The sequence below is a fragment of the Serratia sp. SA088 genome, assembly GCF_049065515.1.
In the GTDB taxonomy this organism is placed as follows: domain Bacteria; phylum Pseudomonadota; class Gammaproteobacteria; order Enterobacterales; family Enterobacteriaceae; genus Serratia; species Serratia nematodiphila.
Genome location: NZ_JBAKGW010000005.1, coordinates 242,132 through 264,572 on the forward strand (window position 1 = coordinate 242,132; position 22,441 = coordinate 264,572).

21 protein-coding genes are annotated in these 22,441 nt (G+C 60.3%); 8 read left to right on the top strand and 13 right to left on the bottom strand.

Annotated features, from left to right (window positions below; all coding sequences use genetic code 11):
* Positions 1 to 9: 9 nt before the first annotated feature.
* Positions 10 to 948, bottom strand: a complete 939-nt coding sequence (locus ACOWVD_RS14985) for a TIGR01212 family radical SAM protein (RefSeq protein WP_164095402.1) — start codon at positions 946 to 948, stop codon at positions 10 to 12.
* Between the two features lie 691 nt (positions 949 to 1,639).
* Here ACOWVD_RS14985 and gltB point away from each other — a divergent pair.
* The 3 genes from gltB (at position 1,640) to ACOWVD_RS15000 (ending at position 8,178) form a co-directional block, all read left to right on the top strand.
* Positions 1,640 to 6,100, top strand: a complete 4,461-nt coding sequence (gltB, locus tag ACOWVD_RS14990; protein WP_164095403.1) for a glutamate synthase large subunit — start codon at positions 1,640 to 1,642, stop codon at positions 6,098 to 6,100.
* Positions 6,101 to 6,114: 14 nt separating this feature from the next.
* Positions 6,115 to 7,533, top strand: coding sequence for a glutamate synthase small subunit (locus ACOWVD_RS14995; RefSeq protein WP_015379170.1), 1,419 nt, complete (start codon positions 6,115 to 6,117; stop codon positions 7,531 to 7,533).
* A 165-nt stretch (positions 7,534 to 7,698) separates the two neighbouring features.
* Positions 7,699 to 8,178, top strand: a complete 480-nt coding sequence (locus ACOWVD_RS15000; RefSeq protein ID WP_156866266.1) for a hypothetical protein — start codon at positions 7,699 to 7,701, stop codon at positions 8,176 to 8,178.
* Positions 8,179 to 8,241: 63 nt separating this feature from the next.
* On the opposite strand, the gene sspB is transcribed toward ACOWVD_RS15000, so the two are convergent.
* The 5 genes from sspB to zapE form a co-directional block, all read right to left on the bottom strand.
* A complete protein-coding gene (sspB, locus tag ACOWVD_RS15005) occupies positions 8,242 to 8,742 on the bottom strand; it encodes a ClpXP protease specificity-enhancing factor (RefSeq protein ID WP_004937084.1) in 501 nt (166 codons plus the stop codon).
* A gap of 5 nt (positions 8,743 to 8,747) precedes the next feature.
* A complete protein-coding gene (sspA, locus tag ACOWVD_RS15010; protein WP_004937082.1) occupies positions 8,748 to 9,389 on the bottom strand; it encodes a stringent starvation protein SspA in 642 nt (213 codons plus the stop codon).
* A gap of 325 nt (positions 9,390 to 9,714) precedes the next feature.
* Positions 9,715 to 10,107, bottom strand: a complete 393-nt coding sequence (rpsI, locus tag ACOWVD_RS15015) for a 30S ribosomal protein S9 (RefSeq protein ID WP_004937080.1) — start codon at positions 10,105 to 10,107, stop codon at positions 9,715 to 9,717.
* A gap of 15 nt (positions 10,108 to 10,122) precedes the next feature.
* Positions 10,123 to 10,551 carry a 50S ribosomal protein L13 gene (rplM, locus tag ACOWVD_RS15020; RefSeq protein WP_004937079.1) on the bottom strand — a complete coding sequence of 143 codons (429 nt, stop codon included), beginning with the start codon at positions 10,549 to 10,551 and terminating at the stop codon, positions 10,123 to 10,125.
* Between the two features lie 264 nt (positions 10,552 to 10,815).
* Complete coding sequence (gene zapE / locus ACOWVD_RS15025) at positions 10,816 to 11,943, bottom strand: cell division protein ZapE (protein ID WP_164095404.1); 1,128 nt, start codon at positions 11,941 to 11,943, stop codon at positions 10,816 to 10,818.
* Between the two features lie 231 nt (positions 11,944 to 12,174).
* Between zapE and zapG the strand changes: the two genes are divergently transcribed.
* The 3 genes from zapG to degS all read left to right on the top strand — a co-directional run bounded on the left by zapG (position 12,175) and on the right by degS (position 15,274).
* Positions 12,175 to 12,576: a Z-ring associated protein ZapG gene (zapG, locus tag ACOWVD_RS15030; RefSeq protein ID WP_004937074.1), complete on the top strand. Its 402-nt coding sequence runs from the start codon at positions 12,175 to 12,177 to the stop codon at positions 12,574 to 12,576.
* Between the two features lie 180 nt (positions 12,577 to 12,756).
* Complete coding sequence (gene degQ, locus ACOWVD_RS15035) at positions 12,757 to 14,127, top strand: serine endoprotease DegQ (RefSeq protein ID WP_004937072.1); 1,371 nt, start codon at positions 12,757 to 12,759, stop codon at positions 14,125 to 14,127.
* Positions 14,128 to 14,215: 88 nt separating this feature from the next.
* Positions 14,216 to 15,274 carry an outer membrane-stress sensor serine endopeptidase DegS gene (gene degS, locus ACOWVD_RS15040; RefSeq protein ID WP_004937070.1) on the top strand — a complete coding sequence of 353 codons (1,059 nt, stop codon included), beginning with the start codon at positions 14,216 to 14,218 and terminating at the stop codon, positions 15,272 to 15,274.
* A 71-nt stretch (positions 15,275 to 15,345) separates the two neighbouring features.
* Here degS and murA read toward each other — a convergent pair whose 3' ends face one another.
* The 7 genes from murA to mlaF form a co-directional block, all read right to left on the bottom strand.
* Positions 15,346 to 16,605, bottom strand: coding sequence for a UDP-N-acetylglucosamine 1-carboxyvinyltransferase (gene murA, locus ACOWVD_RS15045; protein ID WP_004937068.1), 1,260 nt, complete (start codon positions 16,603 to 16,605; stop codon positions 15,346 to 15,348).
* 55 nt (positions 16,606 to 16,660) lie between these two features.
* Positions 16,661 to 16,915, bottom strand: a complete 255-nt coding sequence (ibaG, locus tag ACOWVD_RS15050) for a BolA family iron metabolism protein IbaG (RefSeq protein ID WP_004937066.1) — start codon at positions 16,913 to 16,915, stop codon at positions 16,661 to 16,663.
* Positions 16,916 to 17,055: 140 nt separating this feature from the next.
* A complete protein-coding gene (gene mlaB / locus ACOWVD_RS15055; protein ID WP_004937064.1) occupies positions 17,056 to 17,358 on the bottom strand; it encodes a lipid asymmetry maintenance protein MlaB in 303 nt (100 codons plus the stop codon).
* Complete coding sequence (mlaC, locus tag ACOWVD_RS15060; RefSeq protein ID WP_004937063.1) at positions 17,358 to 17,987, bottom strand: phospholipid-binding protein MlaC; 630 nt, start codon at positions 17,985 to 17,987, stop codon at positions 17,358 to 17,360. The genes mlaB and mlaC overlap by 1 nt, the downstream gene beginning before the upstream one ends.
* A gap of 14 nt (positions 17,988 to 18,001) precedes the next feature.
* Positions 18,002 to 18,550, bottom strand: coding sequence for an outer membrane lipid asymmetry maintenance protein MlaD (gene mlaD, locus ACOWVD_RS15065; protein ID WP_004937061.1), 549 nt, complete (start codon positions 18,548 to 18,550; stop codon positions 18,002 to 18,004).
* A gap of 4 nt (positions 18,551 to 18,554) precedes the next feature.
* Positions 18,555 to 19,337, bottom strand: a complete 783-nt coding sequence (mlaE, locus tag ACOWVD_RS15070; RefSeq protein ID WP_004937059.1) for a lipid asymmetry maintenance ABC transporter permease subunit MlaE — start codon at positions 19,335 to 19,337, stop codon at positions 18,555 to 18,557.
* A 4-nt stretch (positions 19,338 to 19,341) separates the two neighbouring features.
* Positions 19,342 to 20,157 carry a phospholipid ABC transporter ATP-binding protein MlaF gene (gene mlaF, locus ACOWVD_RS15075; protein ID WP_049241465.1) on the bottom strand — a complete coding sequence of 272 codons (816 nt, stop codon included), beginning with the start codon at positions 20,155 to 20,157 and terminating at the stop codon, positions 19,342 to 19,344.
* Positions 20,158 to 20,460: 303 nt separating this feature from the next.
* Between mlaF and ACOWVD_RS15080 the strand changes: the two genes are divergently transcribed.
* On the top strand, positions 20,461 to 21,438 hold the full coding sequence (locus ACOWVD_RS15080) for a calcium/sodium antiporter (RefSeq protein ID WP_015379175.1): 978 nt from the start codon (positions 20,461 to 20,463) through the stop codon (positions 21,436 to 21,438).
* Positions 21,439 to 21,454: 16 nt separating this feature from the next.
* Entirely contained in the window at positions 21,455 to 22,441 is a 987-nt protein-coding gene (kdsD, locus tag ACOWVD_RS15085; RefSeq protein WP_004937051.1) for an arabinose-5-phosphate isomerase KdsD, read from the top strand.

Here is a 22,441-nt window from a genome sequence, read left to right on the forward strand (position 1 = left end):
GATTGCACTTCAGAGCGGCATGCCAGGGCGGTAGCGCCACTTTTCATCCAGCGCGCTGCCCTGCCCGCCGTGCCGTTGCAGATAAGCGCCGACCGCCTGCATGCCGCTCCAGCGGTTTTCGCACCACAGCGGCGCCAGCAGCGTCGGCCGGCGGGCGCTGGCGGAAAGGCGGTGGTACACCACCTCGCCCGGCGTATGGCGGATCATCTCCCCGACGCTGGCGGCGTAATCCTCCAGCGCCAGTTCGGGCAACCGCCCGGCCTGCCACGCCCGCGCCAGGGTGCTGCCGGTGACGACGTGCAGCGGGTGCAGCTTGATGCCATCCACGCCGGTCTGCGTCACCTGCTGCAGCGTGAGCAGATGATCGCGCTGGGTTTCTCCCGGCAGCCCGACGATCAGATGGCAGCACACCTTCAGCCCGCGCTGCCGAGCCAGCCGCGCAGTCTGCTGATAACAGCGAAAATCATGGCCGCGGTTGATGCGCTTCAGTGTTTTATCGTGCGCCGTCTGCAGCCCCAGCTCCAGCCACACCTCATAGCCTTGCTCGCGGTAGCCCGTCAGCAGATCCAGCGCGGCGGCCGGCACACAGTCCGGCCGGGTGCCGACGCACAGGCCGACCATGGCGCTCTGCGCCAACGCCTGCCGATACATCGCCTCCAGCCGTTCAACCTCCGCATAGGTGCTGGTATAGGCCTGGAAATAGGCCAGATAGCGCCGCGCCCGATCGACCCGCGCGGCCTGCTGCGCCAGCTGTTCGGCGATGCTCTGCCGCTGCATCGCCTCATCGGCGAACGAGGCGACGTTGCAGAACGTACAGCCGCCGCGCCCCAACGTGCCGTCGCGGTTAGGGCAGCCGAATCCGCCGTGCAGCGTGAGTTTATGGATCTTTTCGCCATAGCGGCGCTGGAGATCCGCGCCAAACATATTGACTAATTGCGGCAACTGCATAATCTTGGTGGTTCTCTGTGTTCAAAGCCGCGATGCTAATAAGAAACGGCTTTTCCCGCGATGACAGAGATCAACGCTTTCCCCGCAAGGCGCCACCAGGCATAACTATTCATCATAAATGCAAATCAATTCACTATAATTCTGATGAATTATTCTAATCGTCACGCAACCGTTAACGGCAATATGACAACACGGTGAAAAATAGTCATAAACATCAGCAAAGCAATATCTTATAGAATAAAACTCTGGCATTACCCCTCGCACTAGCATGGTGCAGAGATTAAGGGGTTGCACTATAGTGAGACAGCTCACACTTCTGAGTGGATCGGCGTTGCCCCATGATAGTGCAAAAATGCATTAAAACACTTATTTTTCAAATAAATAAACATCATCAATTCGATAAGAATCTATCTTAAGCCCACATTTGACCTGCGAATTCTTTCTCGCTAAGTTGGAAGTCCGCTGGAAGCTTTCTGGACGGGCAAACGTCTCGTCATATTTATGCAGTAATTGAAGACTCCCTCTTAAAACAAGTCCTATACCACTTGTGAGACCGTCACGAGAGGCCATTGATGGAGGGCGGAAAAGCAGATTGGCGGGGTTAACTTGCTGATTGGACTTCTGCCTGAAATTGGGAAGCCCCCTCGCAGTAGGTTGTGAGAGTCACGCAGAGCCTGGGGAGGTTCACGATATGTTGTACGATAAATCCCAAGAGAGGGACAACTGTGGTTTCGGCCTGATCGCCCACATAGAAGGCGAACCTAGCCACAAGGTGGTGCGCACCGCCATTCACGCGCTGGCCCGCATGCAGCACCGCGGCGCGATCCTCGCCGACGGCAAGACCGGCGACGGCTGCGGCCTGTTGCTGCAAAAACCCGATCGCTTCTTCCGCATGGTGGCGGAAGAGCGCGGCTGGCGTTTGGCCAAAAACTACGCCGTCGGCATGATGTTCCTCAGCCAGAATGAAGAGGAAGCGCGCCTCAGCCGCCGCATCGTGGAAGAAGAGCTGCAAAACGAAACGCTGTCGATCGTCGGCTGGCGTGAAGTGCCGACCAACCCGGACGTGCTGGGTGAAATCGCCCTCTCCTCCCTGCCGCGCATCGAGCAAATCTTCGTTAACGCCCCGGCCGGCTGGCGCCCGCGCGATATGGAACGCCGCCTGTTCGTGGCGCGCCGCCGCATCGAGAAACGCGTGCAGGACAACAGTTTCTACGTCTGCAGCTTCTCCAACCTGGTGACGATCTATAAAGGCCTGTGCATGCCTGCGGATCTGCCGCGCTTCTATCTCGATCTGGCGGACCTGCGCCTGGAATCGGCCATTTGCCTGTTCCACCAGCGCTTCTCCACCAACACCGTGCCGCGCTGGCCGCTGGCTCAGCCGTTCCGCTACCTGGCGCACAACGGCGAAATCAACACCATCACCGGCAACCGCCAGTGGGCGCGTGCCCGTACCTACAAATTCCAAACGCCGCTGATCCCGGATCTGCAGGCCGCCGCGCCGTTCGTCAACGAAACCGGCTCCGACTCCAGCTCGCTGGACAACATGCTGGAGCTGCTGCTGGCGGGCGGGATGGATCTCATCCGCGCCATGCGCTTGCTGGTGCCGCCGGCCTGGCAGAACAACCCGGACATGGACGGCGATCTGCGCGCCTTCTTCGACTTCAACTCGATGCACATGGAGCCGTGGGACGGCCCGGCCGGCATCGTGATGTCCGACGGCCGCTACGCCGCCTGTAACCTCGATCGCAACGGCCTGCGGCCGGCGCGCTATGTGATCACCAAAGACAAGCTGATCACCTGCGCCTCCGAAGTCGGCATCTGGGATTACCAGCCGGATGAAGTGGTGGAAAAAGGCCGCGTCGGCCCCGGCGAGCTGATGGTGATCGACACCCGCAGCGGCCGCATCCTGCACTCGGCGGAAACCGACAACGATCTGAAAAGCCGCCATCCGTATAAAGAGTGGATGGAGAAAAACGTCAAACGCCTGGTGCCGTTCGAAGATCTGCCGGACGATCAGGTCGGCAGCCGCGAGCTCGACGACGCGCAGCTCGAAACCTACCAGAAACAGTTCGGCTACAGCAGTGAAGAGCTGGATCAGGTGATCCGCGTGCTGGGCGAAATTGGCCAGGAAGCCACCGGCTCGATGGGCGACGATACCCCGTTCGCCGTGCTTTCCAGCCGGCCGCGAATCGTTTACGACTACTTCCGCCAGCAGTTCGCGCAGGTCACCAACCCGCCGATCGATCCGCTGCGCGAAGCGCACGTCATGTCGCTGGCCACCAGCATCGGCCGTGAAATGAACGTGTTCTGCGAAGCCGAAGGCCAGGCGCACCGCCTGAGCTTCAAATCGCCGATCCTGCTGTACTCCGATTTCAAACAGCTCACCACGCTGGAAGGCGAATACTATCGCGCCGAGACGCTCGATCTGACCTTCGACCCGCAACAGCAGGATCTGGAGCAGACCATTCGCGCCCTGTGCGACGAAGCGGAACGCAAGGTGCGCGAAGGCGCGGTGCTGTTGGTGCTGTCCGACCGCGCCATCGCGCCCGGCCGCCTGCCGGTACCGGCCCCGATGGCCGTTGGCGCCGTGCAAACCCGGTTGGTGGAGAAAAGCCTGCGCTGCGACGCCAACCTGATCGTTGAAACCGCCAGCGCCCGCGATCCACACCACTTCGCCGTGCTGCTCGGCTTCGGCGCGACCGCCATCTACCCGTATCTGGCCTATGAAACCCTGGCCAAGCTGGTGGACAGCCAGGCGATCGACAAGAAATACCGCGACGTGATGCTGAACTACCGCAACGGCATCAACAAAGGCCTGTACAAGATCATGTCCAAAATGGGCATCTCGACCATCGCCTCTTACCGCTGTTCCAAGCTGTTCGAAGCGGTCGGCCTGCACCGCGATCTGGCGGATCTGTGCTTCCAGGGCGTGGTCAGCCGCATCGGCGGCGCCAGCTTCAGCGACTTCCAGCAGGATCTGCAGAACCTCTCCAAGCGCGCCTGGCTGAAACGCAAACCGCTGGAGCAAGGCGGCCTGCTGAAGTTCGTGCACGGCGGCGAATACCATGCTTACAACCCGGACGTGGTGAACTCGCTGCAAAAAGCGGTGCACAGCGGCGAGTACAGCGACTACCAGGCCTACGCCAAGCTGGTGAACGAGCGGCCGGTCGCCATGCTGCGCGATCTGCTGGCCATCACGCCGAAAGGCGAACCGATCCCGGTCGATCAGGTTGAACCGGCGGAATCGCTGTTCAAACGCTTCGACACGGCAGCGATGTCGATCGGCGCGTTGAGCCCGGAAGCGCACGAGTCGCTGGCGATCGCCATGAACGGCCTCGGCGGCTTCTCCAACTCCGGCGAAGGCGGCGAAGATCCGGCGCGCTACCGCACCAACAAGGTGTCGCGCATCAAACAGGTGGCCTCCGGCCGCTTCGGCGTAACGCCAGCGTACCTGGTGAACGCCGACGTGATCCAGATTAAGGTGGCCCAAGGCGCCAAGCCGGGCGAAGGCGGCCAGCTGCCGGGCGACAAAGTCACCCCGTATATCGCCAGACTGCGTTACTCGGTGCCGGGCGTGACGTTGATCTCCCCGCCGCCGCACCACGACATCTACTCGATCGAAGATCTGGCGCAGCTGATCTTCGATCTGAAGCAGGTCAACCCGAAGGCGGTGATCTCGGTGAAACTGGTGTCCGAGCCGGGCGTTGGCACCATCGCCACCGGCGTGGCGAAAGCCTATGCCGATCTGATCACCATCGCCGGTTACGACGGCGGCACCGGCGCCAGCCCGCTGTCCTCGGTGAAATATGCCGGCTGCCCATGGGAACTGGGCCTGGTGGAAACCCAGCAGGCGCTGGTGGCCAACGGCCTGCGCCACAAGATCCGCCTGCAGGTGGACGGCGGCCTGAAAACCGGCGTGGACATCGTCAAAGCGGCGATCCTGGGCGCGGAAAGCTTCGGCTTCGGCACCGGGCCGATGGTGGCGCTGGGCTGCAAATACCTGCGCATCTGCCACCTCAACAACTGCGCGACCGGCGTTGCGACTCAGGACGACAAGCTGCGCCGCGATCACTACCACGGCCTGCCGGAACGCGTGACGAATTACTTCCAGTTTATCGCGCGTGAGACCCGCGAGATCATGGCCCAGCTGGGCGTGAGCCAGCTGGTGGATCTGATCGGCCGCACCGAGTTCCTGACCGAGCTGGACGGCATTTCCGCCAAGCAGAACAAGCTGGATCTGTCGCCGTTGCTGACAACCGCCACGCCGCATCCGGGCAAAGCGGTGTACTGTACCGAAAGCAGCAACCCGGCGTTCGACAAGGGTCTGCTGAACAAAGAGTTGCTCGCGCAGGCGCAGCCGTACATCGAAGCGAAGCAGGGTAAAACCTTCTACTTCGACATTCGCAACACCGACCGCTCCGTGGGCGCCATGCTGTCCGGCGCGATCGCCAACGTACACGGCGATCAGGGGATGGCAGGCGATCCGATCAAGGCGCACTTCTCCGGCACCGCCGGGCAGAGCTTCGGCGTCTGGAACGCCGGCGGCGTCGAGCTGACCCTGACCGGCGACGCCAACGACTATGTCGGCAAAGGCATGGCCGGCGGCAGCATCGCGGTGCGCCCGCCGATCGGTTCCGCCTTCCGCAGCCATGAAGCCAGCATCGTCGGCAACACCTGCCTGTACGGCGCCACCGGTGGCAAGCTGTTCGCCGCCGGCCGCGCGGGCGAACGTTTCGCGGTGCGCAACTCCGGCGCCATCACCGTGGTGGAAGGCATCGGCGACAACGGCTGCGAATACATGACCGGCGGCATCGTCTGCGTGCTGGGTAAAACCGGCATCAACTTCGGCGCCGGCATGACCGGCGGCTTCGCCTACGTGCTGGACGAAGACGGCGAGTTCCGCAAGCGCGTGAACCCGGAGCTGGTGGAAGTGCTGGATGTCGATCAGCTGGCGATCCATGAGGAGCACCTGCGCGGCCTGATCACCGAACACGTGCAGGCGACCGGCTCTTCCCGCGCGGAAGAGATCCTGGCCAACTGGCCGGAGTGGGCGCCGAAGTTCGCCCTGGTCAAACCGAAGTCCAGCGATGTCAAAGCGCTGTTGGGTCACCGTAGCCGTTCCGCAGCCGAGCTGCGGGTGCAGGCGCAGTAAGAGGTAGGTCATTAATGAGCCAGAACGTTTATCAATTTATCGACCTGCAGCGTGTTGATCCGCCAAAGAAACCGCTGAAGATCCGCAAAATCGAGTTCGTCGAGATCTACGAACCGTTTTCGGAAACCCAGGCCAAGGCCCAGGCGGACCGCTGTCTGTCCTGCGGCAACCCGTACTGCGAGTGGAAGTGCCCGGTGCACAACTACATCCCGAACTGGCTGAAACTGGCCAACGAAGGCCGCATCATGGAAGCGGCGGACCTGGCGCATCAGACCAACAGCCTGCCGGAAGTGTGCGGCCGCGTATGCCCGCAGGATCGCCTGTGCGAAGGCTCCTGCACCCTGAACGACGAGTTCGGTGCGGTCACCATCGGCAATATCGAGCGCTACATCAGCGATAAGGCCATCGAAATGGGCTGGAAGCCGGACATGTCGCACGTGCAGCCGACCGGCAAGCGCGTGGCGATCGTCGGTGCCGGCCCCGCCGGGCTGGCCTGCGCCGACGTGCTGACCCGCAATGGCGTCAAGGCGGTCGTATACGATCGTCATCCGGAGATCGGCGGCCTGCTGACCTTCGGCATCCCGGCTTTCAAGCTGGAAAAGGAAGTGATGGTCAAACGCCGCGGCATCTTCAGCGAGATGGGCATCGAGTTCCAGTTGAACACCGAAGTGGGTAAAGACGTCAGCATGGAGACCTTGCTGAGCGAGTACGATGCGGTGTTCCTCGGCGTCGGCACCTATCAGTCGATGCGCGGCGGCCTGGAGAATGAGGAGGCGCAGGGCGTGTACGACGCGCTGCCGTTCCTGATCGCCAACACCAAGCAGCTGATGGGGTATGAAACCGAGCAGCACGAGCCTTACGTCAGCATGGAAGGCAAACGGGTGGTGGTGCTGGGCGGCGGCGATACCGCCATGGACTGCGTGCGTACCTCGGTGCGTCAGGGCGCAACGCAGGTCATCTGCGCCTACCGCCGCGACGAAGCCAACATGCCGGGCTCCAAGCGCGAAGTGAAGAACGCCCGGGAAGAAGGGGTGGACTTCCAGTTCAACCTGCAGCCGCTGAGCATCGAACTGAACAGCGCCGGCCGCGTGGCCGGGGTGAAAATGGTGCGCACTCAGCTGGGCGCGCCGGATGCCAACGGCCGTCAGACGGCAGAGCAGGTGCCAGGTTCCGAACACGTGATCGACGCGGACGCGGTGGTGATGGCGTTCGGCTTCCGCCCGCACCGCATGGACTGGCTGGCGGCGCACGACGTGCAGCTGGATAAACAGGGCCGCATCCTGGCGCCGGAAGGCAGCGACAACGCGTTCCAGACCAGCAACCCGAAAATCTTCGCCGGTGGTGACGCAGTGCGCGGATCTGACCTGGTAGTGACGGCGATCGCCGAAGGCCGCAAAGCGGCAGACGGCATCATGAACTACCTCGAAGTGTAAACCTTCCGTACCATCAGAGGCCCGGCATATTGCCGGGCCTCTGTTTTTAGCCTGCCACGCTTTGTAACAACCTCCCCGCTCCTCACCGCCTCAACGCGCTATAGTATTGAGTTAGCACCATTGCGGGGCGCGGCTGCGCCTGACACCGAGATAAGGATAGCGAACATGAAATGCTCCATTTCCCTGTTGGCCGGCGCGCTGCTGGCCGTCAGTTTCAGCGCTTCAGCCATGGCGCTGGATTCGCAGGAGGTTGGTTACAATATCGAAGCGCGCGGCGCACGGCCGGTCGTGGCGCAGTTGGGCAAGGCCGGGCAGTTCGGCGCCGTGGAAAACAGCATCCGGCTGGGGGACGACAGCTGGATTGCCCTGGCGCCCAAGTTGGCCGGCGGCGGCAATGCCGGCTTTACCGCCGGCATCAAATCGGCCCTCTCCGCAGCCCTGATCTACAATCCGGCGGCGGTGTTGCAGGCGCTCAACAAAGGCAACGATCTGCCGCTCAATGACATTTGCACCGCACCGCCGGAAGTGCAAGGCGACACCGCCATCAGCAGTTTCCGTGAGCGCGCAACCCACGCCCTATCTACCGTGCGCGTAGGCGATCTCAGCGCGCCGCGCGACGCCTGCATTGCCGCGTTGAAAGGCTGACCCGCGTCTGCCGGGCAAAAAAAAGCACCCCCATGGGGTGCTTTTTCGTTTGTTCTCACGGGGTTATTTCACCACGCGCAGCGCCGGGCGGCCACCGCGCGGCGGCTGCGGCGGTTCGTCATCCGGGCCGTTGTCTTCCGCGGTATCCGGGCGATCGCCGTCGATGACCGACATCAGGGTTTCCGAAGGGATCGTCTCATTGTCCAGACCTTCGAACACGCCTTCGCTCTCGTCGTAGGCGGCTTCCGGTTCGAACATCGTGCCGGCGCCGTTTTCACGCGCATAGATCGCCAGCACGGCGGCCATCGGCACCGAAACCTGACGCGGCACGCCGCCGAAGCGCGCGTTGAACTGCACGTCTTCGTTACCCAACGCCAGGTTGCCTACCGCGCGCGGCGCGATATTCAGCACGATCTGGCCGTCACGCGCGAACTCCATCGGCACCTGCACGTCCGGGCGAGTCACGTCGACCACCAGGTGAGGCGTCAGTTGGTTATCCAGCAGCCAGTCGTAGAACGCCCGCAGCAGATACGGGCGACGCGGCGTCATCTGAGACATGTCCATCGCGCTTAGCCCCGGGTCTGCAGGCGCATTTCACGCTCGGCTTCGGTCAGGGAAGCCAGGAAGGCGTCGCGTTCGAAGACGCGGGTCATGTAGCCTTTCAGCTCTTTGGAACCGGCACCGCTCAATTCGATGCCCAGCTGCGGCAGACGCCACAACAACGGCGCCAGGTAGCAATCCACCAGGCTGAACTCTTCGCTCATGAAATACGGCGCCTGACCGAAGATAGGCGCGATCGCCAGCAACTCTTCGCGCAGTTGGCGACGGGCGGATTCCGCTTCCTGGCCGCTGCTCTTCTCGATCTTGTCCATCAGCGAGTACCAGTTCTTCTCGATGCGCAGCATCATCAGACGGCTCTCACCACGAGCAACCGGGTAAACCGGCATCAGCGGCGGGTGCGGGAAACGCTCATCCAGATATTCCATGATGATGCGGGATTCATACAGGGTCAGTTCGCGATCGACCAGCGTAGGCACCGTCTGGTAAGGGTTGAGGTCAATCAGATCTTGCGGCAGGTTATCCATTTCGACCTGCTCGATCTCGACGCTGACACCTTTCTCCGCCAGTACGATACGTACTTGATGGCTAAAAATGTCGGTCGGGCCAGAGAACAGCGTCATTACCGAACGTTTGTTGGCAGCGACAGCCATGAAAACCTCCAAGTTATCTAGAAAATACTGCGAATAGCCAACTGACAGGCTGCTATCCTGAATAATCTTGCCGCAGGCCGGCAGCACGCAGCGCGACCCGAGCCCATAAAAAACCGGCCCAGGAGGTCAACTGCACGGCGAACAGGCGCAAAAGTGGATGATAGTTTACCAGATTCTGCTTGTTTTGTGGGGGCGGTGCGGCGAATTCATGTTGAATTGTCTGATATGCCACAGATTTTAGTCGGGGACGGCGGATTTCAGGCGTAAAAAAACCCGGTGAAGCACCGGGTTTTTTGCGTAAATCGCACTGCCGAAGCAGCGAAAATTAACGCTTGGAGAACTGCGGACGACGACGTGCTTTACGCAGACCGACTTTCTTACGTTCAACCTGACGAGCGTCACGGGTGACGAAGCCAGCTTTACGCAGTTCAGAACGCAGAGTCTCATCGTATTCCATCAGTGCACGGGTGATACCGTGACGGATAGCGCCAGCTTGACCGGAGATACCACCACCTTTAACGGTGATGTACAGGTCCAGTTTGCCAACCATGTCGACCAGTTCCAGCGGCTGACGAACTACCATGCGGGCAGTTTCGCGACCGAAGTACTGTTCCAGGCTGCGCTGGTTGATAACGATGTTACCGTTGCCCGGCTTGATGAAGACGCGAGCGGCGGAGCTTTTGCGGCGACCAGTGCCGTAGTATTGATTTTCAGCCATTGCCATTAATCCCGATTAAATGTCCAGAACTTGCGGTTGCTGTGCCGCGTGATTGTGCTCGGTGCCCGCGTAAACTTTCAGTTTACGGAACATAGCACGACCCAGCGGGCCCTTTGGCAGCATGCCTTTAACCGCGATTTCAATCACGCGCTCAGGACGGCGGGCAATCATCTCTTCAAAGGTCGCTTGCTTGATACCACCGATGTGGCCGGTGTGGTGGTAGTACACTTTGTCTGTACGCTTGTTGCCGGTTACAGCAACTTTGTCAGCGTTCAGAACGATGATGTAATCACCGGTATCCACGTGCGGGGTGTATTCCGCTTTATGCTTGCCGCGCAGGCGACGAGCCAGTTCAGTAGCGAGACGGCCTAAAGTTTTACCATCTGCATCAACAACGTACCAGTCGCGTTTTACGGTTTCTGGTTTAGCTGTAAAAGTTTTCATTAGAAAGCTTACCCAATAATTAGTTACACGTTGGTGAACACCCAAACGCTCGAAAACAGTTGAGGCTCACACGACCATACAAGTCCAGCAAACCTACCCCTTCGAATAGCCATTGCCGGCACTATAAAGTTTTTGGGAAAAAAAACTTTGTTGTAACGTGGGGTCGCAAGATTATAGAGAAGTCGCTCACAAAGATCGAACGGTTTTTGAATGGAAAATAAATTTATCGCCGGCGGCGGACAACCGGCGATAGGCCCGGCGGGCTCAGGGCAGATGCGGCAGCTTGAGGTACTCTTCGCTCTGCATTTCCTGCAGGCGCGACAGGCAGCGCTGGAATTCAAATTTCAGCTGCACCCCCTGATAGATCTCGAACATCGACGCTTCGGCGCCGATCACCAGCTTGATGTGACGCTCGTAAAATTCATCCACCAGCGCCAGGAAACGGCGCGCGGTATTCTCTTTCAGCGGCCCCATCACCTGCACATTATACAGGATCACGCTGTGATACAGCCGCGACAGCGCGATGTAGTCCAGCTGGCTGCGCGCCTCTTCGCACAGCGTGTGGAAATCCACCGCCAGCACGCCGTCCACCGAACGGATCGCCTGCAGCGGCCGATGGTTGATCTGCAGCACCGGCGCGTCCTCCCCCGCCTTGCCCGCCAGCTTGACGAACATCCGATCCAGCGCCTCACACGTCTGGTCGTTTAGCGGTGTCAGGTAGAGGTGCGCCTGGGTCAGGGTGCGCAGACGATAGTCGATGCCGGCGTCGACGTTCATTACGTCGCAGTACTCGTTGATCAGATCGATGGCCGGCAGGAAACGCGCCCGCTGCAGACCGTTGCGGTACAGATCGTCCGGCGGGATGTTCGAGGTGGCCACCAGCGTGATGCCGCGCGCGAACAACGCCTGCAGCAGCGTGGCCAGCAGCATGGCGTCGGTGATGTCGGAGACGAAGAATTCGTCGAAGCACAATACGTCGGTCTCGGCCTTAAAGCCGTCGGCGACGATTTCCAGCGGGTTTTCCCGCCCCTGCAACTCGGTCAGCTCTTCATGCACCCGCAGCATGAAGCGGTGGAAGTGCAGGCGCATTTTGCGATCGCCCGGCAGGCTGTGGAAGAACATATCCATCAACCAGGTTTTGCCGCGCCCGACGCCGCCCCACATGTACAGCCCCTGCACCGGGCGCTGCGGCGCCGTGTCGCCGCCCTTGCCCAGCAAGCGGCTGAGCTTGCCGCGCAGCCCGCCGGCCGGCGCACTCGCCGCCGGCTTTTGCCGCAGAGCCTGATAAATGCGATCCAGTTGAGTGACGGCCCGGCGTTGAACCTCATCGGCCTGATATTCCCCCGCATCCAGCGCCTGCTGGTAGCGAGATAACGGTGATAGTGCCTGCATCTGTTCGATGTTCCCTAAGAACGCTTAGAAATTATTTAGCCAACGTTGGCGGCAAGTTGATGCCGATTCGCACCGTTATCGCCACAAATGCCCGCTGCGGGCGCCGCTGAAAACCCTGTAAAAATTAGGTGGAAGCGCATCAGGATTCCACTCGGACAAGGTTAACGGTTATAGTGGATATTATTAAGTGAAAAATCCCTGCGGAACAACGAAGTCAAAATAGGAGTCATCATGACCTGGGAGTATGCGCTGATTGGTTTGGTCGTCGGTATCGTGATTGGTGCGGTGGCGATGCGTTTTGGCAACCGTAAATTGCGTCAACAACAAGTCTTGCAGAATGAGCTGGACAAGAGCAAAACCGAGCTGGAAGAGTACCGTCAGGAGCTGGTCGGCCACTTCGCCCGCAGCGCCGAGCTGCTGGATAACATGGCGCGCGATTATCGCCAGCTGTATCAGCACATGGCGAAAAGCTCCAACAACCTGCTGCCGGATCTGCCGATGCAGGAGAACCCGTTCCGCTATCGCCTGACCGAAGCGGAAGCGGACAACGATCAGGCGCCGGTGGAAATGCCGCGCGACTATTCGGAAGGGGCCTCCGGCCTGCTGCGCGGTCAAAGCGCACGCCGCGACTGATATTCCTTCTTCGCCCGCGGGGCCTCCCGCGGGTTTAATCCCGTTTGTGCCATATTGACCTTCCCTCGCATTACCTTTACTGAACTTTGCACGCAAATTCACGGTCTTACCCTTCACTATGACAAGGCGATTGCCTTATCATCAAATTTTCATCGGCAGGTATTGAGAGAGTTATCATCAATGAAGAAAAAGTCGTTAATTCTTAGTGCATTGGCAATGAGCCTCGGTCTGGCGCTCAGCGCCGCACCGGCGGCCAACGCGGCCCTGCCCGTCGCCGTGCAGGGGCAGCCGCTGCCGAGCCTGGCGCCGATGCTGGAAAAAGTCTTGCCCGCCGTCGTGAGCGTGCATGTCGCCGGCACCCAGGTGCAGCGTCAACAGTTGCCGGAAGAGTTCAGACGCTTCTTCGGCCCCAACTTCCCCGGCCAACAGCAGAGCTCCCGCCCGTTTGAAGGGCTGGGTTCCGGCGTGATCATCGACGCCGCCAAGGGCTACGTGCTGACCAACAACCACGTCATCAACAACGCCGATAAAATCCGCGTGCAGTTGAACGACGGCCGTGAGCTGGACGCCAAGCTGGTCGGGCGCGATGAACAGTCCGACATCGCCCTGCTGCAGCTCAGCGATACCAAAAACCTGACCGCCATCAAGATGGCCGATTCCGACCAGCTGCGCGTCGGCGACTTCGCCGTGGCGGTCGGCAACCCGTTCGGCCTGGGCCAAACCGCCACCTCCGGCATCATCTCAGCGCTGGGCCGCACCGGCCTGAATCTGGAAGGGCTGGAAAACTTCATTCAGACCGACGCCTCCATCAACCGCGGCAACTCCGGGGGCGCGCTGGTTAACCTGAACGGCGAACTGATCGGCATCAATACCGCCATTCTGGCGCCGAGCGGCGGCAACGTCGGCATCGGCTTCGCCATTCCGAGCAATATGGCGCAGAACCTGAGCCAGCAGCTGATCGAATTCGGTGAAGTGAAACGCGGCCTGCTTGGCATCAAGGGCAGTGAAATGACCCCGGACATGGCCAAAGCCTTCAACACCGACGCGCAGCGCGGCGCCTTCGTCAGCGAAGTGTTGCCGAAATCCGCCGCCGCCAAGGCCGGCATCAAAGCCGGGGATATTCTGGTTTCCGTCGACGGCAAACCGGTGAACAGCTTTGCCGAACTGCGCGCCAAGGTCGGCACCACCGCACCGGGCAAAACGCTCAAGGTAGGCCTGCTGCGCGACGGTAAACCGCAGGAAGTCTCGGTCACGCTGGACAACAGCGAGAGCGCCTCGACCAATGCCGAAACGCTGTCGCCGGCGCTGCAGGGGGTATCCCTCAGCAACGGTGCGCTGCCGAGCGGCGACAAGGGCGTGAAGGTGGAGAACGTGGATAAAGGCTCGACGGCGGCGCAAATCGGCCTGCAAAAAGGCGACGTGATCATCGGCGTCAACCGCCAGCGCGTGGACAGTATCACCGCGCTGCGCAAGGTGCTGGAAGCCAAGCCGCCGGTGATGGCACTCAATATCGTGCGCGGTAACGAAACCATTTATCTGCTGCTGCGTTAATTTGTGCAAAAACCGGGCTCGGTGACATACTGCGCCCGGTTAACTCATGCTATCCTCCGAACATCGTTCACCACACCACGAAAACTCCATGTTTGCTAAGCTCTTGCGTTCTGTCGTTATCGGTCTCATCGTTGCCGGCCTGCTGTTGGCCGCCCTGCCCATGCTGCGCTCTTCCAACGGCCTGTTTGCAGAGAAAACCGAGAATACCAGCGACGAAACGCCGGTGAGCTACAACAAGGCGGTGCGCCGCGCCGCCCCTGCCGTGGTGAACATCTACAACCGTAACCTGAACGGCGCCGCCAACGTGCTGTCGCTCGGTTCCGGCGTGATCATGAACGAACGCGGCTATATCATCACCAACCGCCACGTGATCAAAGACGCTCAGCAGATCACCGTGGTGTTGCAGGATGGCCGCCGCTATGAAGCGCTGCTGGTCGGCTCCGACGGCCTGACCGACCTGGCGGTGCTGAAGATCGATCCCGGCAACCTGCCGGTGATCCCGACCAATAAAAATCGCGTTGCCCACGTCGGCGACGTGGTGCTGGCGATCGGCAACCCCTATAACCTGGGGCAAACCGTGACTCAGGGCATCCTCAGCGCTACCGGGCGCATCAGTATGAGCACCACCGGCCGGCAGACGTTTCTGCAGACCGACGCCTCAATCAACCGCGGCAACTCCGGCGGCGCGCTGGTCAACTCGCTGGGTGAGCTGATCGGTATCAACACCCTGACCTATGATAAAATCACCGACGGCGAAACGCCGGAAGGACTGGGCTTTGCGATCCCGATCGAACTGGCTACCAAGATCATGGACAAGCTGATCCGCGACGGCCGCGTTATCCGCGGCTATTTCGGCATTCAGGGCAAGGAGATCATTCCGCTGCGCCCCTCCAATTCCGGCATCGATCGCCTGCAGGGCATCATAGTGACCGAAATTACGCCGAACGGCCCGGCGAGCAACGCCGGCTTCCAGATCAACGACATCATCATCAACGTGGATAACAAACCGGCGGTATCCGTGCTGGAAACCATGGATCAGGTGGCGGAGATCAGACCGGGCACCGAGATACCGGTTATCGTGCTGCGCGACGGCAAACGCATTACGTTGAAAATGACGGTGGGTGAATTCCCGGAAGACAGCAATTAAAAAAGGGCCGGCATTGATAGCCGGCCCTTTGCTATTCATCCTACCGACGCAGCCGCGCCGGCGCTAATGACTTACTCGCCTTTCACGCGCTCGATGTTCGCACCCAGCGCGCGCAGCTTGTCTTCAATACGCTCATAGCCGCGATCGATGTGATAGATGCGATCGACAACGGTCACACCGTCGGCGATGCAGCCGGCGATCACCAGGCTGGCGGAAGCGCGCAGATCGGTCGCCATCACCTGAGCGCCGGACAGCTGTTCAACGCCATGGCAGATCACGGTGTTGCTCTCGATCTCCGCGTGTGCGCCCATGCGGATCAGTTCCGGCACGTGCATGAAGCGGTTTTCGAAGATGGTCTCGGTGATGACGCCAGTGCCTTCCGCCACCAGGTTCAGCAGGCTGAACTGAGCCTGCATGTCGGTCGGGAAGCCCGGGTGCGGCGCGGTGCGCACGGTGACCGCTTTCGGGCGCTTGCCGTGCATGTCCAGGCTGATCCAGTCTTCGCCCACTTCGATATCGGCACCGGCTTCGCGCAGCTTGGCCAGCACCGCATCCAGCGTGTCCGGACGGGTGTTGCGGCACATCACTTTGCCGCCGGAAACCGCGGCGGCGATCAGGAAGGTGCCGGTCTCGATGCGGTCAGGCAGCACGCGGTACACGCCGCCGCCCAGACGCTCGACGCCCTCGATGGTGATCTTGTCGCTGCCTGCGCCGCTGATCTTCGCGCCCAGCGTGTTGAGGAAGTTGGCGGTATCGACAATTTCCGGCTCACGCGCGGCGTTTTCGATAACGGTGGTGCCGGTCGCCAGGGTCGCGGCGCTCATGATGGTCACGGTCGCGCCCACGCTCACCTTGTCCATGACGATGTGCGCGCCCTTCAGGCGGCCCTCGACGGACGCCTTGACGTAGCCTTCTTCCAGCTTGATCTCGGCACCCAACTGCTCCAGGCCGGTGATGTGCAGATCGACCGGACGCGCGCCAATCGCGCAGCCGCCCGGCAGGGAAACCTGACCGCGGCCGAAACGCGCCACCAGCGGCCCCAGCGCCCAAATGGAAGCGCGCATGGTTTTCACCAGATCGTAAGGGGCGCAAAACTCGTTCACGCCGCTGGCGTCCACGAAGACCGAACCGTTGCGCTCAATCTTGGTACCCAACTGGTTGAGTAGTTTAATGGTGGTGTCGATGTCCTTCAGCTTAGGGACATTCTGCAGCTCGACCGGCTCTTCCGCCAACAGGGCGGCGAACAGGATCGGCAGGGCGGCGTTTTTGGCCCCGGAAATAGACACTTCACCGCTCAGGCGGGTCCGACCCTGCACACGAAATTTATCCATCTGACTACTCTCTGTTATCTAATCTGAAGCTGCCCGCCCGGCAGGGCAAACAGCCTTAAAATCCGTTGAGTTTGCGGTCTCGCTGCCACTCTTCAGGGGTGTACGCCTTAATAGACAAGGCATGAATGCGGTTGTCCGCAATGTATTCCATCAGCGGTGCGTAAACCGTCTGCTGTTTTTTGACGCGGCTCATGCCGGCGAACAGTTCACCGACCACGATCGCCTGAAAATGGCTACCGTCGCCCGTCACATGTACTTCATCCAGTGCCAATGCCTGCATCAGCACGTCTTTAATCTCGTTGGTTTCCATAGTATCCAGTTCTGCCGCTAAAGGATCATAAACAGCCTAGTATCTTAGTGGAATACGATGTTTTCTTAAACTAAAGAAAAAGCCCCTGCATAACAGGGGCTTTGTATCGTTTTACCACGCAAGAGCGGCCTAAAACGCCGCTAACCGGCGGTATCGACAGGCATTATCGCCTGCAGGTTGTAGAGCGCGATCAGCGTTTTCAGGCGCTCGGTAGCGCCGAAAATTTTCAGCGCTACGCCGCGTTGGCGCTGCTCTTCCTGCAGATGCAGCAACAGCGCCAGCCCGGCGGAGTCCACGCGCTGCAGTTGCGCCACGTCGATCGCGGTTTTATCCGCCATCAGCGCGGCGCGCTGCCGCCACAGCGGCTGCAGCGTTTCCCGGTCCAGTTCACCGCGCAGGATCAGCGTCTGCCGCTCTGATTCGAAGCTGAGCGCTGCCGACATCAGTTTTTCTTGTCCAGCGTGATAGGCTGCGCGGCGGCGGCCTGCAGCTGCTTGGTCAGGCCGTCGATGCCCTGAGTACGCAGCGTAGACGCCCACTCATTTTGCTTGGTGGTGATCATGCTGACGCCTTCGGCGATCATGTCATACGCCTGCCAGTAGCCGGTTTTGCTGTTCTTGCGCCATTGGAAATCCAGACGCACCGGCGGGCGGCCGCCGTTGTCGATGATGGTGACGCGAATAGCCACGATGTCGGCATTGCCCAGCGGCTGTTCAGGCGCGATCTGGTAAGTCTGGCCGTGATACATCGCCAGCGCCTGGCCGTAAGCCTGCTCCAGGTAAGCCTGGAAGGCGGTGAAGTAAGCTTCGCGCTGCGCAGGCGTTGCCTCTTTGTAGTAACGCCCCAGCACCAGCGCGCCGGCGTATTTCACCTGCACGAACGGCATCAGTTCCTGATGCACGATGGCACGCAGGTAGTTCGGGTCCTGCTTGATCTTCGGCTGTTCGTTCTTCAAACGGCTGAAAGTCTTCTGCGCCGCTTCTTGCATCATGCTGTAGGGATTGGTTTGGTCGGCTGCGCTCGCCAGCGGTGCAACCACCAGCAGAGCCACCATCAGTAAACGTTTAAACATGCAGGTATCCTCTCTTAATGATTTGGAACAGCGGGTTGCGGTGCGGCGCCGGCAGCCGGCTCAGCGGCCGCGTCTCCCGATTTGGCGCTGTCCTGACCGCCGCTTTTATACAGGAACTGGCCGATCAGGTCTTCCAGAACCATGGCTGATTTGGTGTCCTGAATGGTGCCGCCATCTTTCAGGATGGTGGTGCCCATATCAGGATCTTCAAAGCCCACGTTAAGCGCCAGATATTGCTCGCCCAGCAGGCCGGAGGTGCGGATCGCCAGCGAGCTGGTATCCGGGATTTGGTCGTACTTTTTCTGGATATCCAGCGCCACGCGCGGCGTGTAGGTTTTCGAATCGAGTTCGATGTCCGCCACGCGGCCGATCACCACGCCGCCAATTTTCACCGGCGAACGCGGTTTCAGGCCGCCGATGTTGTCGAACGTCGCGTAAATGCGGTAGGTCGGCTCGCTGCCGATCGATTTAAGGTTCGCCACCTGCAGGCAGATAAACACGATGGCGCACAGCGCGATCAGCATAAATGCCCCAACCCAGATTTCACTCTTCTTCGTTTGCATCGAATCAATTCCCAAACATCAGTGCGGTCAGCACGAAATCCAATCCCAACACCGCCAGTGACGAATGCACCACGGTACGCGTCGTCGCCCGGCTAATCCCTTCAGAGGTAGGCACGGCGTCGTACCCATTGAAAATGGCAATCCAGGTTACGGTAATGGCGAATACCACGCTTTTGATCAGGCAGTTGAGCAGATCTTTTTTCCACTCCACGGCGCCCTGCATCGCCGACCAGAAGAAGCCGCTGTCGATGCCCTTCCAATCCACGCCGACCACCGAACCGCCCCAAATGCCGATCGCCACGAAGATGATGGTCAGTAGCGGCATGCTGATAAGTCCGGCCCAGAAGCGCGGTGCCACGATGCGCCGCAGCGGATCGACCGCCATCATTTCCAGGCTGGAGATCTGCTCCGTCGCCTTCATCAGGCCGATTTCCGCCGTGAGCGCGGAACCGGCGCGGCCGGCAAACAGCAGCGCCGTGACCACCGGCCCCAGCTCGCGCAGCAGCGACAGCGCCACCATCATGCCAAGGCTGGCCTCGGCGCTGTAGGTGGTGAGCACGATATAGCCCTGCAGGCCCAGCACCATGCCGATAAACAGCCCGGAGACCATGATGATCAGCAGCGACTGCACGCCGACGCTGTAAAGCTGTTTCAACAATAGCGGCCACTGCTTGCCGGGTTCCGGCCGGCCAATCAACGCGTTGAACAGCATCAACCCGGCGCGGCCGAAGCTGGCGCTGGTGTTGATGCCACTGCGCCCCAACGACGCTAACGCTCTTAATAACATGAGCTTATTTACTCCCTAAGCCTAGCAGTTCGGTCTGATAATCCCCGGCCGGATAGCGGAACGGCACCGGCCCATCCGCTATACCATCCAGGAACTGGCGCACGCGCGCATCAGGATTGTTCTGCAATTGCTGCGTGGTGCCTTCGGCGATCACCCGGTTGTCGGCCACGATGTAGGCGTAGTCGGCGATGCTCAGCACCTCCGGCACGTCGTGCGACACCACGATGCAGGTAATGCCCAGCGCATGGTTCAGCTCATCGATCAGCTTGACCAGCACCCCCATGGTGATCGGATCCTGGCCAACGAAGGGTTCGTCGAACATGATCATCTCAGGGTCCAGCGCGATCGCGCGCGCCAACGCCGCCCGGCGCGCCATGCCGCCGGAAAGCTCATTGGGCATCAGCTGGGCCGCGCCGCGCAGCCCCACCGCTTCCAGCTTCATCAGCACCGTGCTGCGCAACAAAGGCTCCGGCAGGTTGCTGTGCTCGCGCAGCGGGTAGGCCACGTTTTCGAATACGGTCAAATCGGTAAACAGCGCGCCCGACTGGAACAGCATGCTCATCTTTTTGCGCGCGTCGTATAACTGACGGCGGGACAACGCGGGAATGTTGTCGCCGTCGAACCAAATCTCCCCGCTGTCCGGCGCCAGCTGGCCGCCGATCAGGCGCAGCAGCGTGGTTTTGCCGATGCCTGATGGCCCCATGATCGCCGTGACCTTACCGCGGGGCACCGTCAGGTTGATGTCTTCAAATATCCGTCGGTCGCCGCGCGAGAAGCTCATGCCGCGCACTTCGACCAAATTATCTGCCTTTTGGAGCATGTTAATGGACCCTTTACGACTCATCTTTTGCTGAATCTACCCGTGATGTTAAAGCAATGGGCGCAATCCGTCTCATCTTTACAAAAACTTACTGCCATTTCGCAACCAATGGTGCCATTGGTTTTACTTTTCCGCGCCACCCGGTCAAAATTGGCGCCATAACGAAAAAAAACGAAACTGTTCAACTATTAGCCGGGGAAAACCGTTGCTGCGGCTTAAACGCGCGCAACGGAGGGCAAGCAATACCGCCGCATTGACGGCTTTAACCAACGAACCGGGATAATACCCGACAAAGGACCCTGCATGTTTCTCGCGATAGCATTATTAATCGTTGGTTTATTTCTACTGGTGTACGGTGCAGACCGCTTAGTTTATGGTGCTGCCGTGATTTCCCGCTCGCTCGGCGTACCGCCGCTGATCATCGGCATGACCATCGTCGGCATCGGCACCTCGCTGCCGGAGCTGATCGTGTCTACCACCGCCGCGCTGAACGGGCAGATAGATATGGCCGTTGGCAACGTATTAGGTTCCAACATCACCAACATTTTATTGATTCTGGGCGTGGCGGCGCTGATTCACCCGCTGGCCGCGCGCTCTGAGATACTGCGGCGCGAACTGCCGCTGATGTTAGCGGTCACAGTATTATGCGGTTTCGTGTTGATGGACGGCACCCTGAGCAGGCTGGACGGCGTGCTGCTGCTGGCCGCCGCCGCCGGCTTCATCCTGCTGATGCTGAAAATCGCCCGGCTGGCGCAGCGCGAGGGCAGCGACAGCCTGACCATGGAGCAGATCGCCGAGCTGCCGCAGGACAGCAGCAATACCGTGGCGGTGCTGTGGCTGGTGCTGGCGTTTATCATTCTGCCGCTCTCTTCCAGAATGGTGGTCGATAACGCGACGGTGATCGCACACTATTTCGGTCTGAGCGAACTGGTGGTCGGTTTGACCATTATCGCCATCGGCACCAGCCTGCCCGAACTGGCCACCTCCATCGCCGGGGCGCTCAAGGGCGAGGATGATATGGCGATTGGCAATATCATCGGCTCCAATATTTTCAACACGGTGATCGTGCTGGGCGTACCCGCCCTGCTGTCGCCGGGCAGCGTTGACACCGCCGCCTTCCATCGCGATTACTGGGTGATGCTGGCGGCCAGCGTGCTGCTGAGCGTGCTGTGCATCGGCCGCAAACATCGCATCGGCCACCTGGCGGGCGCGCTGTTATTATGCGGCTTTATTGCGTATCTTGCGGTGCTGTTCTTTAACCCTTTCAGTACTTTCGGCTAAACCGACGGGAATGAGTATGTCGAACATTGAGTTGCAACCGGGCTTCGATTTTCAACAGGCCGGCAAAGAAGTGCTTCAGATAGAGCGTGAAGGGCTGGCTCAGCTCGACAGCTACATCAACGCAGACTTCACCCGCGCCTGCGAAACCATCGCCGCCTGCGGCGGCAAAGTGGTGGTGATGGGCATGGGCAAATCCGGCCACATCGGCTGCAAGATCGCCGCGACCTTCGCCAGCACCGGCACGCCCTCATTCTTCGTTCATCCGGCGGAGGCCAGCCATGGCGATTTAGGCATGGTCACCCCGCAGGACATCGTGCTCGCCATCTCCAACTCCGGCGAGTCCAGCGAGATCCTGGCGCTGATCCCGGTGTTGAAACGCCAACAGATCACCCTCATCTGTATGACTAACAATCCGGAAAGCTCGATGGGTAAAGCGGCGGATATCCACCTGTGCATCAAGGTGCCGCAGGAAGCCTGCCCGCTGGGGCTGGCGCCGACCACCAGCACCACCGCCACGCTGGTGATGGGCGATGCGCTGGCCGTCGCGCTGCTGAAAGCGCGCGGTTTCACGCCGGAAGATTTCGCGCTGTCGCATCCGGGCGGCGCACTCGGCCGCAAACTGCTGCTGCGGGTTAGCGATATCATGCACAGCGGCGATGAAATTCCCCACGTCAGCGCCGACGCCTCGTTGCGCGACGCGTTGCTGGAAATCACCCGCAAAAATCTGGGCCTGACGGTGATCTGCGACGATCTGATGAAAATCGCCGGCATCTTTACCGATGGCGACCTGCGCCGGGTGTTCGACATGGGCATCAACCTGCACGAGGCGAAGATTGCCGATGTCATGACGCCGGGCGGCGTGCGGGTGCGCCCCAACATCCTGGCGGTCGATGCATTGAACCTGATGCAACAACGCCACATCACCGCGCTGCTGGTTGCCGATGGCGACCAGTTGCTGGGTGTGGTACATATGCATGACATGCTGCGCGCCGGCGTCGTTTAA

What these genes read in the sequence shown, in the direction of transcription:
- ACOWVD_RS14985 (WP_164095402.1), bottom strand. Translation starts at nt 948, where the DNA reads ATGCAGTTGCCGCAATTAGTCAATATGTTTGGCGCGGATCTCCAGCGC.
- gltB (WP_164095403.1), top strand. Translation starts at nt 1,640, where the DNA reads ATGTTGTACGATAAATCCCAAGAGAGGGACAACTGTGGTTTCGGCCTG.
- ACOWVD_RS14995 (WP_015379170.1), top strand. Translation starts at nt 6,115, where the DNA reads ATGAGCCAGAACGTTTATCAATTTATCGACCTGCAGCGTGTTGATCCG.
- ACOWVD_RS15000 (WP_156866266.1), top strand. Translation starts at nt 7,699, where the DNA reads ATGAAATGCTCCATTTCCCTGTTGGCCGGCGCGCTGCTGGCCGTCAGT.
- sspB (WP_004937084.1), bottom strand. Translation starts at nt 8,742, where the DNA reads ATGGACATGTCTCAGATGACGCCGCGTCGCCCGTATCTGCTGCGGGCG.
- sspA (WP_004937082.1), bottom strand. Translation starts at nt 9,389, where the DNA reads ATGGCTGTCGCTGCCAACAAACGTTCGGTAATGACGCTGTTCTCTGGC.
- rpsI (WP_004937080.1), bottom strand. Translation starts at nt 10,107, where the DNA reads ATGGCTGAAAATCAATACTACGGCACTGGTCGCCGCAAAAGCTCCGCC.
- rplM (WP_004937079.1), bottom strand. Translation starts at nt 10,551, where the DNA reads ATGAAAACTTTTACAGCTAAACCAGAAACCGTAAAACGCGACTGGTAC.
- zapE (WP_164095404.1), bottom strand. Translation starts at nt 11,943, where the DNA reads ATGCAGGCACTATCACCGTTATCTCGCTACCAGCAGGCGCTGGATGCG.
- zapG (WP_004937074.1), top strand. Translation starts at nt 12,175, where the DNA reads ATGACCTGGGAGTATGCGCTGATTGGTTTGGTCGTCGGTATCGTGATT.
- degQ (WP_004937072.1), top strand. Translation starts at nt 12,757, where the DNA reads ATGAAGAAAAAGTCGTTAATTCTTAGTGCATTGGCAATGAGCCTCGGT.
- degS (WP_004937070.1), top strand. Translation starts at nt 14,216, where the DNA reads ATGTTTGCTAAGCTCTTGCGTTCTGTCGTTATCGGTCTCATCGTTGCC.
- murA (WP_004937068.1), bottom strand. Translation starts at nt 16,605, where the DNA reads ATGGATAAATTTCGTGTGCAGGGTCGGACCCGCCTGAGCGGTGAAGTG.
- ibaG (WP_004937066.1), bottom strand. Translation starts at nt 16,915, where the DNA reads ATGGAAACCAACGAGATTAAAGACGTGCTGATGCAGGCATTGGCACTG.
- mlaB (WP_004937064.1), bottom strand. Translation starts at nt 17,358, where the DNA reads ATGTCGGCAGCGCTCAGCTTCGAATCAGAGCGGCAGACGCTGATCCTG.
- mlaC (WP_004937063.1), bottom strand. Translation starts at nt 17,987, where the DNA reads ATGTTTAAACGTTTACTGATGGTGGCTCTGCTGGTGGTTGCACCGCTG.
- mlaD (WP_004937061.1), bottom strand. Translation starts at nt 18,550, where the DNA reads ATGCAAACGAAGAAGAGTGAAATCTGGGTTGGGGCATTTATGCTGATC.
- mlaE (WP_004937059.1), bottom strand. Translation starts at nt 19,337, where the DNA reads ATGTTATTAAGAGCGTTAGCGTCGTTGGGGCGCAGTGGCATCAACACC.
- mlaF (WP_049241465.1), bottom strand. Translation starts at nt 20,157, where the DNA reads ATGCTCCAAAAGGCAGATAATTTGGTCGAAGTGCGCGGCATGAGCTTC.
- ACOWVD_RS15080 (WP_015379175.1), top strand. Translation starts at nt 20,461, where the DNA reads ATGTTTCTCGCGATAGCATTATTAATCGTTGGTTTATTTCTACTGGTG.
- kdsD (WP_004937051.1), top strand. Translation starts at nt 21,455, where the DNA reads ATGTCGAACATTGAGTTGCAACCGGGCTTCGATTTTCAACAGGCCGGC.